This window comes from Roseiflexus castenholzii DSM 13941 (assembly GCF_000017805.1).
In the GTDB taxonomy this organism is placed as follows: Bacteria; Chloroflexota; Chloroflexia; order Chloroflexales; family Roseiflexaceae; genus Roseiflexus; species Roseiflexus castenholzii.
Map to the genome: position 1 here is coordinate 3982936 of NC_009767.1, position 13316 is coordinate 3996251.

10 protein-coding genes are annotated in these 13316 nt (G+C 61.0%); 5 read left to right on the forward strand and 5 right to left on the reverse strand.

Annotation, left to right across the window (positions count from 1 at the left end; all coding sequences use genetic code 11):
- Positions 1–339 precede the first annotated feature (339 nt).
- Complete coding sequence (locus RCAS_RS15860; protein ID WP_012121554.1) at positions 340–2190, reverse strand: sensor histidine kinase; 1851 nt, start codon at positions 2188–2190, stop codon at positions 340–342.
- Between the two features lie 115 nt (positions 2191–2305).
- Positions 2306–2680, reverse strand: a complete 375-nt coding sequence (locus RCAS_RS15865; protein WP_012121555.1) for a response regulator — start codon at positions 2678–2680, stop codon at positions 2306–2308.
- Positions 2681–2837: 157 nt separating this feature from the next.
- Between RCAS_RS15865 and RCAS_RS15870 the strand changes: the two genes are divergently transcribed.
- The 4 genes from RCAS_RS15870 to RCAS_RS15885 all read left to right on the forward strand — a co-directional run bounded on the left by RCAS_RS15870 (position 2838) and on the right by RCAS_RS15885 (position 7572).
- The gene (locus tag RCAS_RS15870; protein ID WP_012121556.1) at positions 2838–3716 is read left to right on the forward strand and encodes an arsenate reductase/protein-tyrosine-phosphatase family protein; all 879 of its coding nucleotides are present in this window, start codon (positions 2838–2840) and stop codon (positions 3714–3716) included.
- A 296-nt stretch (positions 3717–4012) separates the two neighbouring features.
- Complete coding sequence (locus RCAS_RS15875; RefSeq protein ID WP_012121557.1) at positions 4013–4693, forward strand: succinate dehydrogenase cytochrome b subunit; 681 nt, start codon at positions 4013–4015, stop codon at positions 4691–4693.
- A 65-nt stretch (positions 4694–4758) separates the two neighbouring features.
- Positions 4759–6729, forward strand: a complete 1971-nt coding sequence (locus RCAS_RS15880) for a fumarate reductase/succinate dehydrogenase flavoprotein subunit (protein WP_012121558.1) — start codon at positions 4759–4761, stop codon at positions 6727–6729.
- A 93-nt stretch (positions 6730–6822) separates the two neighbouring features.
- Entirely contained in the window at positions 6823–7572 is a 750-nt protein-coding gene (locus tag RCAS_RS15885; RefSeq protein WP_012121559.1) for a succinate dehydrogenase/fumarate reductase iron-sulfur subunit, read from the forward strand.
- A 321-nt stretch (positions 7573–7893) separates the two neighbouring features.
- Here RCAS_RS15885 and RCAS_RS15890 read toward each other — a convergent pair whose 3' ends face one another.
- Positions 7894–8094, reverse strand: a complete 201-nt coding sequence (locus tag RCAS_RS15890; RefSeq protein WP_041330933.1) for a hypothetical protein — start codon at positions 8092–8094, stop codon at positions 7894–7896.
- 544 nt (positions 8095–8638) lie between these two features.
- Here RCAS_RS15890 and RCAS_RS15900 point away from each other — a divergent pair.
- Positions 8639–11089 (forward strand): Eco57I restriction-modification methylase domain-containing protein, encoded by a 2451-nt coding sequence (locus RCAS_RS15900; RefSeq protein WP_012121560.1) that lies wholly within the window; start codon positions 8639–8641, stop codon positions 11087–11089.
- On the opposite strand, the gene RCAS_RS15905 is transcribed toward RCAS_RS15900, so the two are convergent.
- Together RCAS_RS15905 and RCAS_RS15910 are read right to left on the reverse strand one after the other, a co-directional pair.
- A complete protein-coding gene (locus tag RCAS_RS15905; RefSeq protein ID WP_012121561.1) occupies positions 11065–12372 on the reverse strand; it encodes a nucleotide sugar dehydrogenase in 1308 nt (435 codons plus the stop codon). The genes RCAS_RS15900 and RCAS_RS15905 overlap by 25 nt on opposite strands.
- Positions 12369–13313, reverse strand: coding sequence for an SDR family oxidoreductase (locus RCAS_RS15910; RefSeq protein WP_012121562.1), 945 nt, complete (start codon positions 13311–13313; stop codon positions 12369–12371). The genes RCAS_RS15905 and RCAS_RS15910 overlap by 4 nt, the downstream gene beginning before the upstream one ends.
- Between the last annotated feature and the right edge of the window lie 3 nt (positions 13314–13316).

The following is a 13316-nucleotide window of genomic DNA, read 5'->3' on the forward strand; positions in this document are numbered from 1 at the left end:
ACAGGTGCGCCCCTACTTCAGGTGTTCGACATGGATCGCTCTGCGGCGCAGCGTCGCGTTCCGGGCGCAACCGCGCCGGGATCCGTGCGCGAACAGATCATCCGGGCGCGGCAGTGTCTTGGGGAACATTGAACGTTGCGCACCGGCAGGCGCGCACCACAGGTGCGCCCCAGCGTCGTCCCGCCACGATGACGGTGTGAACATTGAACGTTGCGCACCGGCAGGCGCGCGGCAGTGTCTTGGGGAACATTGAACGTTGCGCACTGGCAGGCGCGCACCCGCGCGCCCACCCGGATGTCGGCGGGACGCCCGCGCGCCCATTCTCGCCAACTCTGAGCGCTAACACTTCACTCGCGCCAGCGCACCCTGCGGCACACGCGCGGGAATCCAAAACGTCACCGTCGTGCCGCGCCCCAGCGCGCTCTCGATGGAGAGATCGCCGCCCATCAACCGGCAATAATACCGGCTGATCGCCAACCCTAGCCCAACGCCGCGTTGATCGCGTCCCACGTGCTCTTCCGCAATCGCAAACGGCATAAACAACCGCTCAATCCGATCTGGCGCAATCCCCGATCCTGTGTCGGACACCTGAAACTGGATGCGCGGCTGCAATGCATCGCCAATGTGCGCAACTCGCACCGCTACTTCGCCGCCAGTCGTGAACTTGGCAGCGTTACTCACCAGGTTGAGCAGAATCTGGCGCACCTTCGCCGGGTCACCCTGGACGACTCCCGCATGTTCCGCCCCTTCGACCCGCAAGTGATTCCGATTGCGTCTGATCAACGGCTGCACCGTGGCGATCACATCCAGCACCACATCCATCACCTCAAACGCAATATCATGCACCTCGGATCGACCGGCTTCGATCCATGCCATCTCCAGCACATTATTGGCAAGGCTCAACAGATGACCGGACGCCACCCGAATCGCCTCCAGATCAGCACGCGTTTGCGCCAGGTTCTGGCGCTCGATCCCCGCTTCCAGCAACTGGCAATACCCCATGATCGCAGTGAGCGGCGTGCGAATCTCGTGGCTCATATGCGCCAGAAAGACGCTCTTGACACGGTTGCCTTCCTCCGCCGCTCGCAGCGCTGAGGTCAATGCCTGTTGCGCCTCCAGCAGGCGCTCATTGTTGCGTCGCAGTTCTTCACGGATCAAGCGCTCCCCGGTGACGTCGCGCCAGACGAACAGGCGCCCACGATACGCCCGCCGCGCATCATAGATCGGCGAAATCTGCACATTGAACCAGCGACGCTCCGCACCGACCTTGACCTCGATCTCTTCCGCCACCTCGACCATATCGCGGTAGCGCGCAACAACCTCTGGCCACTGCACGATCACCTCGCGCGCATGTTTGCCGATGATCTGCGATGCGGGTAATCCTATCATTGTTTGTGCGGCGCGATTGACCTCAATGATCCGCCCCTGCTCATCGACTGCGATCACACCGTCGCTCATGCTCTGCAACACCATATCACGCGCAATCGGGCGGATTTCGAGGAGACGAAAACTGAACACGCTCCAGGCAATAGCAATGAGCGACACCGTTAACGCAAATGGGGTCAGATCGAGTTTTCCCCAGGGACTCAGCCCTGCAAGATAGATGATATTGCCAATCCAGGGAGCAGCAACCGCTATCAGCATGGCGCCGATCTGACCACGGAACAAACCCGGCGTCCGACGGATGAAACGGACAATAAGTCCGGTTCCACAAAGCAGACACAGATACGAATAGGCCGTATGCACCCAAAACCAGAAGCCATGCCTCGAATCGAAGACCGTGAAAGGACCGTCCGTAATCAGAACCACCGACTGCCAGAACTGCCGGTGATACTCATTCGTCAGAATGACGATCATGGTGATAAGCGGCACAATGCCCAGCAGCCACACCCGGCGACGATTGATCCCGGACCACGCACCGGTATACTCAACCGCGAACCACAGCCACGCTACTGGAACCGCTACAATGCCGGCAAACTCAAGCCGGACCCACCAGAGCGCGACGGAGAGCGTCTGACTGCTCAGTTCCATCGCATAACTCACCAACCAAACGAACATGGCACAGGCGAGGAGACTCAAAGGCAATGCGCCCGGCATCGCCCGTTTTTTCAACGCATAGCCGGCAATTGCGATTGCAATGAAACTAAGCACTATCAGGAGGCTGTTGTAGGGGGTCAGCGTGACATTCATGCTCCTGCCGTATTTCTTGCTGAAACGCACGGTACAGATGTTTTACGGTCCTGCTCCTCTTCGATTGACCCGGATTCCGCGCAGCCCGGATCATTCGGCGTCCGGTCGTTTCTGATTACGGTGCGGCGGGATCGGATGTCAGGTCATGAATGCGCTGTATCAATCGCTCGAAATCGATCGGCTTGAGTTCGTAGGCGTCGCACCCGGATGCCAGCCCTTTGATGCGATCTTCCGGCAATACATAAGCGGTCAGCGCAATGATTGGAATATGGCGCGTCGCGTCATCGCTTTTGAGTTGACGGGCGACTTCCCAGCCATTCTGTTTCGGCAGCCCCATATCGAGCAGAATGAGATCGGGCATCTCGGTGCGAGCAAGATGGAGCGCTTCCGCTCCATCGTTCGCAAGCGTTATCGCGAAACCTTCCCAGCGCATGCGTCGCGCGATCATGTCGCGGTTCATGGCGTCGTCCTCGGCAATAAGTAATCTCATGGATGCTACTCCCTGGTAGTGCGCCGTCGCTTCCCTCACGGACGACGCTGTCTGTCGCTTCTTGCAGTATTATACGCATAGGGCATTTCCAATTCGTTGCCGGAAAAATGACACTCCGTTCACTTCGACGCTGTATCACGATAGTCTGTCGTTGCCTATGTATGAGCCGCTCATTCTGATCGTCGGCGCTGCCGACACCGGGCGCGCGCCGCTTGCCGCCGCGCTGCTGCGCCGCCATTTGATGAACCACAGCATTCCTGCGCGGGTCGAGTCTGCCGGAGTGCTCGGGCACGACGATGACCCCGCCAGCCCGGATGCACTCACTGTTGCGGAGCACATGGCGCTCGATCTCAGTGCGCATCGCGCGCGCAGTTTGAGCGACCATCTGGTCGAGGAGGCGATTCTGCTGCTGGCTATCGATAGCGGCGCCGCTCGTGTGGCGCGCTTGCGTTTCCCACAGGCGGCAGCGCGCATTCACACCCTGGGGGAACTTGCCGGGCGCAATCGTGACATTCCCGACCCCTTCAAGATGCAGATCGGTCCGTGGCTTGTCTATGCGCGAGAAATCGACCAGATGCTCCAGCAGGCGCTGCCGCGCATTCTCGCATTCCTTCCCGAACCATCGGCGCCCTTCGCAGAACCGGGCACTGAGAACCGGGAACCGACCCGCGTCACGACGCTCCTTTCCGGGCGATCCGCGCCGTTGGTGGCGGAAGAACGACGCGCCGCCGCCGAACGCACGGCTCACCTGCTCGACCTGATGACGCGCATTCCCGGTATTGTTGCCTGGAATGCGGCGCGTGAGCAGATCGAAGCCGCTATCGCGCTTGCACAGGCGCATCCCGCTGACGCAACCGATCAGATCACGGCATATTGCGCCCTCCTCCGCGCGGCGCTCACGCTGACGCCATCCGATCCGGGCGCAGCGCACCTTGCAGCGTTGCGCGACGCGATTGTGCGCCTCGAGCAACCGGTTGGAACCAACGATGTCAGCGATCTGTCGGCGCGACTTGGCGGTTGGACATCGCTGAATTAAGCAACCTTTCCTTCACATTCGTTACTCTGTGCGTTATAATGCAAGACAGTTCGTGAAACTCTTCCCAGAGATTCGGGTGACAGGCTTCACCACGCTATGGGTTGGATGTCCCGACCCATTTGATGCTATGAGAGTGTCTATGACGGCGCCATTCCGGCTGTTTGGTCGGCACCCGCCATTGCGCTGCGTCGAGCAGGCATCGCCGCGCGCGACGCACCGGCGATCACCGGGCATTACGAAATCCATAACGCGGCACTGAGTCGTACAAGGCATGAGACCACTGGAAGGATTGAGGTATGGCAGCAACACTGACGCTTTATCGCACAACCATTGGCAAAAAAGCGGTGATGGCGATTACCGGCTTTATTGGCTACGGGTTTGTCATTCTGCACATGATCGGCAATCTGAAGATTTTCGAGGGCGCGGAAGGGTTCAACGAGTATGCACACTTCCTGCGCACGGTGGGCTACCCGATGATACCGGAGCGCGGGTTGCTCTGGGTGCTGCGCATCGTTTTGCTGGCATCGGTCATTCTCCACGTCGTTGCCGCCATTCAGTTGACGCGCCTCGATTGGGCGAGCCGCCCGAAAGGATACCGCGAGACCCGCCGGAAACAGGCGACGTTCGCCTCGCTCACCCTGCGTTGGGGGGGTCTGGCGATCTTCCTCTTTATCGTCTACCACCTGGCGCACTTTACCTTCGGGCTTGGCATTCCCAACTTTGGCGGGCATGAGACAGCCTATCAGAACGTTGTGGCCGGCTTCTCCAATCCGATCAATGTCGTCCTTTACATTGCCGCCGTCGGCGCACTCGGCATGCACCTGTACCACGGCGTCTGGAGCATGTTCCAGACCCTGGGACTCAATGGTCCACGCACCGATGGCTTCTGGCGCGGTCTGGCGACGCTCTCCGGCATTCTGCTGTTTCTCGGTTTTTCGACCGTGCCGATTGCGGTCATCACCGGACTGGTGCGCTGACGTGGATGAAGGCAGGCGCCATCTGTGCTGCCGTCGTTGAAGCACACTAGAAAAGAGAAGAACCCATGACCACCACGGATACCAGGCCGATAACAACCCGGCCCGCAACGGAATACCTCGACCCGAAACTTCAATCGAAGATACCGGAAGGTCCCATTGAGCGCAAGTGGGAACGGCACAAGTTCGAGATGAAACTTGTCAGCCCCACGAACCGCCGGCGCTACACGATTATTGTCGTCGGTTCGGGACTGGCGGGCGCCTCGGCAGCGGCAACTCTGGGGGAAGCGGGGTACAACGTCAAGTGCTACACCTACCACGATAGCCCGCGCCGCGCGCACAGCATCGCTGCGCAGGGGGGCATCAACGCCGCCAAGAACTATCGCAACGACGGCGATAGCGTCTTCCGATTGTTCTACGATACGGTCAAGGGCGGCGACTTCCGCGCGCGTGAGGCGAATGTTTACCGCCTCGCAGAGGTCAGCATGGCGATCATCGATCAGTGCGTGGCGCAGGGGGTGCCGTTTGCGCGCGAGTATTCCGGCTATCTGGACAACCGCTCGTTCGGCGGCGCACAGGTAGCGCGCACCTTCTACGCCCGTGGACAGACCGGGCAGCAACTGCTGCTCGGCGCCTATCAGGCGCTCAGCCGCCAGATCGGGCTTGGGCAGGTCAAGATGTTTTCGCGCACCGAAATGCTCGACCTGGTCGTCGTCGATGGTCGGGCACGCGGCATTGTGACACGTGATATGGTCACCGGCAAGATTGAGTCGCACTTTGCCGATGCAGTGGTGCTGGCAACCGGCGGCTACTCGAATGTCTTCTATCTTTCAACGAATGCGAAGGCATGCAATACGACCGCCATCTGGCGCGCCCATCGTCGCGGCGCCTTCTTCGGCAATCCATGCTTTACCCAGATCCATCCGACCTGCATCCCTGTCAGCGGCGACCATCAGAGCAAATTGACGCTTATGTCGGAGTCGCTGCGCAATGATGGGCGCGTGTGGGTGCCAAAGACGCCGGGCGATAAGCGTCCGCCCAGTTCCATCCCGGAAGATGAGCGCGACTACTACCTGGAGCGCCGTTATCCCAGTTATGGCAACCTTGCGCCACGCGACATCGCATCGCGCGCGGCGAAGCAGGTGTGCGACGAGGGGCGCGGCGTCGGTCCCGGCGGGCTGGGTGTCTATCTCGATTTCTCCGATGCGATCAAGCGCCTGGGAAAGCGGGTGATCGAAGAACGCTATGGCAACCTCTTCGAGATGTATGAGCGCATCACCGGCGAAAATCCATATGAGACCCCGATGCGCATTTACCCGGCGGTGCATTACACGATGGGCGGATTGTGGGTCGATTACAATCTGATGAGCACCATCCCCGGTCTGTTCGTCATTGGCGAAGCAAACTTCTCGGACCACGGCGCAAACCGCCTGGGCGCATCGGCGTTGATGCAGGGTCTGGCGGACGGCTACTTCATTCTGCCGTATACCATCGCCGATTATCTGGCATCGACTAAACTGCCGAAGGTCGATACAAGCCATATTGCGTTCCGTGAAACCGAGGCGGAAGTCGCCGACCGTATCAAGCGCCTGCTCAACACGAATGGCACACGCACCGTCGATATGTTCCACCGCGAACTCGGCAAGATTATGTGGGACTATTGCGGTATGGCGCGGAATGAAGCCGGTCTGAAGCATGCGCTCGAACGCATCCCGGAGCTGCGCGAACGGTTCTGGCGCGAAGTGAAGGTGCCCGGCGAGGGAAATGACATCAATCAGGAATTGGAGAAAGCCGGGCGCGTGGCCGACTTTATGGAACTCGCCGAACTGATGTGCATCGATGCGCTCCATCGGGACGAGTCGTGTGGCGGTCATTTCCGTGAGGAGCATCAGACCGAAGATGGCGAAGCCGAACGCGATGATGAGAACTTCTCGTATGTGGCTGCCTGGGAGTTTACTGGACTGGGAACCAAACCGGTGCTCCATAAGGAACCGCTGATTTTCGAGTATGTCAAACCGGCCGTTCGCAGTTACAAGTAATTGTCTGGCATCGCGCCGGGGAAGGAGAGTACGCGCCACACCGCTGCGCCTGCTTCCCCGCGCGCCTGCGCCCTGGAATAGAGAGAAAACGTGATGAACCTGACACTCCACGTCTGGCGACAGAAGAACGCGCAGTCGGAAGGTCGCTTTGTGACCTATCAGGCGAAGAATATCATCCCCGATATGTCGTTCCTGGAGATGCTCGATGTGGTCAACCAGGAACTGATCATGAAGGGTGAGGAGCCTATCGCCTTCGAGCACGACTGTCGCGAAGGAATCTGCGGCTCATGCGGCATGGTCATCAACGGGTATCCGCACGGCGGTCATCGGGGAACCACGGCATGCCAGCTGCATATGCGCCACTTCAAGGATGGCGATACGATCACAATCGAGCCGTGGCGGGCGCGCGCCTTCCCGGTAATGAAAGACCTGATCGTGGATCGCTCGGCGTTCGACCGCATTATTCAGGCTGGTGGCTTCATTTCGGCAAATACCGGCGTAGCGCAGGACGCCAACGCGATTCTGGTGCCGAAGCAGAATGCTGATGCCGCCATGGACGCAGCGGCATGCATTGGTTGTGGTGCATGCGTGGCAGCCTGCCCGAATGCCTCGGCGATGCTCTTCACCGCCGCCAAAATTGCGCACCTCGGTCTGTTGCCGCAGGGTCAGCCCGAACGTTACACCCGTGTGGTGCGCATGGTCGAACAGATGGATAAGGAGGGCTTCGGCGGATGCACGAACATTGGCGAGTGCGCCGCTGCCTGTCCGAAGGTGATCCCGCTCGATGTGATTGCTCGGATGAACCGCGACCTGCTCGTGGCGAAGATCAAGGGTGTGGGGTAGAGGTTACGCCAACCCCACCCCACAGCGGTTGGTAGGGGCAGGTCTCCCCCTGCTTGCCCATGCGCACCCCTGCCAACCCTACCCTACAGTGGTTGTTCAAGGGTGGACAGCCCGCATGCGCATAGTGGGCATGCAGGGCATTGGGATGCAACGTTTTACCCTCACTCCTTGCCTCTCTCCCGCGCGCGCAGGAACGGGGAGCGTTCACACCGACGCCGACGCCTACCGCGACGCTCTCTCCCGCGCGCGCAGGAACGGGGAGACCGGCCTGGCAGGGGCAGGTCCCCCCGTTCCCTATGGACCGCCACGACCTTCGCTGACTCACAATGATCCACGCTGTGGTATCATCAAACGCTGCATCTGCGCCAGCAGGCTCGCAATGCCTTCGAGATGCACTATGAACAGTGCATCGATCCCGACCGTGACCGCTGGGAACGGTGCGCGCGCATCCTGGCGCGATATTATACCAATGACGATTGAAGATGCCGCATGCGTGTCATTCCGCGCGCCGCGACGGGTCATTCCGCGCGCCGCGACGGGTCATTCCGCGCGCAGCAACTGGTCATTCCGCGCGCAGCAACTGGTCATTCCGCGCGCAGCGACGGGTCATTCCGAGCGCAGCGACGGGTCATTCCGAGCGCAGCGACGGGTCATTCCGAGCGCAGCAACTGGTCATTCCGAGCGCAGCAACTGGTCATTCCGAGCGCAGCGACGGGTCATTCCGAGCGCAGCAACTGGTCATTCCGAGCGCCGCGACGGGTCATGCCGAGCGCCGCGACGGGTCATGCCGAGCGCCGCGACGGGTCATGCCGAGCGCCGCGACGGGTCATGCCGAGCGCCGCGACGGGTCATTCCGAGCGCCGCGACGGGTCATGCCGAGCGCAGCGAGGAATCGAAGCGGGTCGCGCACGACCCCTCGCTCTGCTCGGGGTAACAATGCCGGATGGTCACAGGTCATTGGTATTATATCGCCTTCCCGACGTGATTGTTTGCCAATTGCGAAGTAACAATGCCGGATGGTCACAGGTCATTGGTATTATTGACCGGCTATCGACCGTGGTGATGTATGGCTCATCGTTCCAGAACCGACGCGCTCGCCCGCTTGTTTGCTGCGTGCGATACGCTCGCCGATGGTTTTGGCGCGCTGCCCGATGATGAGCGACGCCCGGCAGCCGCGCTGACGCTGGCGCGGTTGATGTTCCTCTCGTTCCTGCGCGTCGGCGGCTGGCTCGACGCGCACGACGCTCTACACCGCCTCGAATATGCCGATTGCCCCGGCGATGCGATCCTCGCGTCCATGCCCTCCGGCATCGTTGCCGTCTGCCGCCGCATTGACCCGGAGAGCGCCACGCTGCGCCGGGCATTGTCGCTGATCCGGGATATGCCTGCGAGCCTCGATGACAATGCGCCCGGCTGCCTGACGCCTGCGGCGATGGGACTCATCGTCGAACGGTATGTCGATCGGAAACGCAGCGGGGTCTACTATACCGCCGACGATGTCACCGGCTACATTGCGAGTCGCACCATTATCCCGCGCCTGATCGATGCGCTGGCGCCGGAATCCTTACGACTGGCGACCGACCTCATTCAGCGCGATCCGCTACGCTACCTTCCCGATGCCCTCCGGCATGGGAGAGAACACGCCCTGCCGGATGCCATTACCGGCGGTGTCGCAGACGTTGCGCAGCGCCACGCATGGGATGTCGCCGCGCCTGCCGACTATGCGTTGCCCGGCGAGACCTGGCGCGATGTGATCGCCCGCTGGCGGCGTGTGGGGGAAACGCTTGCGGCGCTGCGCGCCGGCACTGTCGCACTGGCGGACCTGATCACCCACAATCTCGACCTGATACGTCTGATATGCGATCTGTGCGTGGTTTGGTCTCCGGCTCGCCTGGATGAACTCGACGCAGCACTGGGGCGACTGACAGTGCTCGACCCGACTAGCGGTTCAGGCGCGTTCCTCTGCGCCGCGTTCGACCTGCTGGCAGACCTGGCGTTCCTCGTTACCCAACGCCGTACCGAGGATCATAGCGCCCGGAAGGACGGGTTTTGGGAGCAACTCCCTGCATCGCCTCGCCTGTTTTGGGCATCAGAGCGCCCCACTTCCATTTCCCCAGCACTGCCGGAGTATGGGGCGAACAAGCATGTTGGAGCACGGAACACATCGCGCGATCCCGAAAGCGCAATCTCTGCGCGGAGAAATAGCGTCGCGCCGCTTGCCGAACGATTGCGCGCAATCATCGAACACAATCTGTATGGCGTGGACATCATCCCGGAGGCGGTGGAAATCTGTCGCATGCGGCTCTGGCTACGCCTTGCCGGGCGGATTGAACGCCGGGAGTATCTGCACGATCTGCGCTTCAACATCCATGCCGGGGACGCGCTGACCGGCTCGCTCGATCAATTCGATGATGCCGGAGAGCAGATCAGCGGCAATCGGCCACAACCACTGCGCTGGCGCGCAACCTTTCCCAACATCATGGCGGCGGGAGGATTCGACGTTGTGATCGGCAACCCACCCTATGTGGCGCGTAGCGGGCTGAAGGACGACCCGGTTTTGCGCTGCTATCGGACAGCGACGACCGGCAATCTGTACGCGCTGGTGATCGAGCGCGCATTGAACCTGCTTCGACCGGGAGGATGGCTCGGCGTTATCGTGCCGGTCGCTTCCGTCGCTACCGATGGCATGGCGCCGTTGCAGCGCCTCTACGCGCCGCTACGCCAGTGGCACAGTCACTATGCGGTGCGACCGGGCAAACTCTTTCCTGATGTCGATATGAACCTGACGATCACCCTGCTGCACAAAGCGGCAGCCGACGGAGAACGCTACGTCAGCGGCTATCGGCGCTTTCGTTCTTGCGAACGCGCGCACCTGTTCGACACGCTTGGCTACACGCGCCTGCCGGCGGCGGACACCATTAACGGCGCGCTACCCAAACTCGGTTCGGCGCTGGAAGTCCGACTGCTCGAGCGCATGCTGGCGCACGGGCGCCGTCTGCGCGACTATGTCGCCAGCGATGGGGTTGCGATCTACTACCACTCAGGCGGTCGCTACTGGCGCAAGGCGCTGCCGAAGAAATTGTCGTCGCACTACAAACCGTTGCGGGTCACGCCAGCGATTGCACCCATCGCGCTGGCGCTGCTCAACAGCCAACTCTTCTACTGGTACTGGATCGCCTTCTCGAACTGTATGGACGTGATCGCGCGCGAAGTGTTCGAGTTTCCAGTGTTTCGCCTGGAAGACGCCGACCCCGCGCCATTCGCCCACGCCGTGGATCGCCTGATTGCGCTCTACCACGAAGGCGCCACAACGCGCGCGCGCCGCGGTGCGCGTATTCAGACCAGCGAAACGAACATCGACGCGGCGCGCGCGCGCGCGGTCATCGATACTATCGACCACCTGCTGGCGCAGCACTATGGCTTCGATGACGAAGAACTCGATTTTGTGCTCAGTTACGACCTGAAATATCGGCTGGGGACCAACCGGGCGCGTCACTGCCGACCGCTCGCCAGATGACGCAAGGCGCCGCGAGTATCGACGACACGCCACGCCTGGCGCGCGATCCGCTGCCAGTCATACGCCGAGTGATCGGTGACAATGATCACACAATCCGCCGCCCGGAGCGCTGCATCAAGGTCTGGCTCACAGCGCAGCCGCACACCTTCGATCTGCACCTCCGGCACATGTGGATCGTGGTAGGTCACCTGCGCGCCTTTCTCGTAGAGCAGGTGCATGATGTCGAGCGCAGGCGACTCGCGCACATCATCGACATCACGTTTGTAGGCGACCCCCAGCACCAGCACACGGCTGCCCTTAACCGCTCGCCCCGCGTCGTTGAGCGCGTCCTGCACCTTCTGCACCCAGTAGCGCGGCATTTCGGTATTGACCTCACTCGCCAGGTCGATAAACCGCGCTGTATAGTTGAGCGTTTTCAGCTTCCACGACAGATAGAGCGGATCGATCGGAATGCAGTGCCCGCCTAACCCCGGTCCAGGCGTAAACTTCATAAACCCGAACGGTTTGGTTGCGGCTGCATCGATCACTTCCCACACATCCAGCCCCAGTTTGTCGCACATGAGGAGCACTTCATTGACCAGCCCAATATTGACGGCACGGAACGTGTTTTCGAGCAACTTGACCATTTCCGCGACTTCCGGGCTGCTGACCGGCACCACCCGTTCGATTGCCGTTTCGTACAAGGCGCGCGCCACTTCCAGACAGGCAGGCGTGACGCCGCCCATCACCTTCGGCGTATTGCGCGTCGTCCAGTCGGCGCGACCGGGATCGACCCGTTCGGGAGAAAACGCCAGAAAGTAATCCGTGCCGACCGTCAAGCCGCTCGCTTCGAGACGCGGCAGAATGACTTCACGAGTGGTGCCGGGATAGGTGGTGCTTTCCAGAACGATCACCTGACCGGGGCGCAGACGCTGCGCAATCTGTTCCGTCACCGCCATAATCGCCGAAATATCAGGATCGCGGGTTTTGCGCAGCGGCGTCGGCACGCAGATGCTGATCGCATCAAGTTCCGCCAGCACGTCGAAGTCGGTAGTGGCGTCGAGCAAACCGTCGGCGCGCAACTGCGCCACCACGTCGGTTGGCACGTCGTCGATATAACTGCGCCCGGCATTGATAGCAGCGACGCGCTCCGCGCTGGCATCGACGCCAGTGACGCGCAACCCGGCGGCGCCGAACACCGCAGCCAGCGGCAACCCGACATACCCGACCCCAACAATGCCGATACGTGCCGAACGGTCGGCAATGCGCCGCAGCAACCGATCTCTGGAAGATAACTTGGTCATGAGCGTGCTCCTTCGTGACGGAACCAGGCGAGCGTTCGCGCCAGACCCTCGGTGAGTGAGATGCGTGGCGCATACCCCAATGTTTCGCGGATCGCATCGATGCTTGCCTGCGAATGGCGCACATCGCCGGGACGTGGCGGTTGGTGATCCGGCGCAAGATTACTGCCCAGCAAATGGTTGATCTGCGCCGCCAGTTCGAGCAGCGAGGTGCGCGCACCGGCGCCGACATTGAAGACGGCTGAACAATCGGCAGGCGCATCAGCTGCAGCCAGGTTCGCGTCCACCACATTCTCGATATAGGTAAAATCGCGCGACTGCAAGCCATCGCCATAGATGATCGGCGGAACACCGCGCACCATCCGGTCGATAAAGCGGGGAATAACGGCGGCATACTCCGAATGCGGGTCCTGCCGGGGACCAAATACATTGAAATATCGTAGCGCAATTGCGGGCAGACCATAGACGCTGCTGAACGCCATGCAATACTGTTCGCCCGCCAGTTTCGAGACCGCATAGGGCGAGAGCGGATGCGGCGCCTGCGTTTCGACCTTGGGCAGCGTTGGCGTATCACCGTAGACCGACGATGACGAAGCAAAGACCACACGGTGCGCACCTGCGTCACGCGCTGCCGTCAGCACGTGGAGCGTGCCGGTCACATTTACCGCATTCGTGGTAATCGGATCATCGACTGAGCGCTGCACCGACGCCAGCGCACCCTGGTGAAAGATGACCTCGACGCCGGCGACAGCGCGGCGCACAGCGTCTTCATCACGCAAATCACCCTCGATAATTTCAATATCATCACGAATGTGCGCAAGATTATCGTACCGACCGGTGGAGAAATTGTCGAAGACGCGCACCTGATCGCCGCGTCGCAGCAGCGCCTCAACCAGGTGTGAACCGATAAAGCCGGCGCCACCGGTTACCAGAACGTGAGCCATACG

Coding starts and splice junctions, on each gene's coding strand:
- RCAS_RS15905 (WP_012121561.1), bottom strand. CDS start 12,372: ATGACCAAGTTATCTTCCAGAGATCGGTTGCTGCGGCGCATTGCCGAC.
- RCAS_RS15870 (WP_012121556.1), top strand. CDS start 2,838: ATGTATGAGCCGCTCATTCTGATCGTCGGCGCTGCCGACACCGGGCGC.
- RCAS_RS15890 (WP_041330933.1), bottom strand. CDS start 8,094: ATGACCCGTCGCGGCGCGCGGAATGACACGCATGCGGCATCTTCAATC.
- RCAS_RS15910 (WP_012121562.1), bottom strand. CDS start 13,313: ATGGCTCACGTTCTGGTAACCGGTGGCGCCGGCTTTATCGGTTCACAC.
- RCAS_RS15885 (WP_012121559.1), top strand. CDS start 6,823: ATGAACCTGACACTCCACGTCTGGCGACAGAAGAACGCGCAGTCGGAA.
- RCAS_RS15860 (WP_012121554.1), bottom strand. CDS start 2,190: ATGAATGTCACGCTGACCCCCTACAACAGCCTCCTGATAGTGCTTAGT.
- RCAS_RS15865 (WP_012121555.1), bottom strand. CDS start 2,680: ATGAGATTACTTATTGCCGAGGACGACGCCATGAACCGCGACATGATC.
- RCAS_RS15900 (WP_012121560.1), top strand. CDS start 8,639: ATGGCTCATCGTTCCAGAACCGACGCGCTCGCCCGCTTGTTTGCTGCG.
- RCAS_RS15880 (WP_012121558.1), top strand. CDS start 4,759: ATGACCACCACGGATACCAGGCCGATAACAACCCGGCCCGCAACGGAA.
- RCAS_RS15875 (WP_012121557.1), top strand. CDS start 4,013: ATGGCAGCAACACTGACGCTTTATCGCACAACCATTGGCAAAAAAGCG.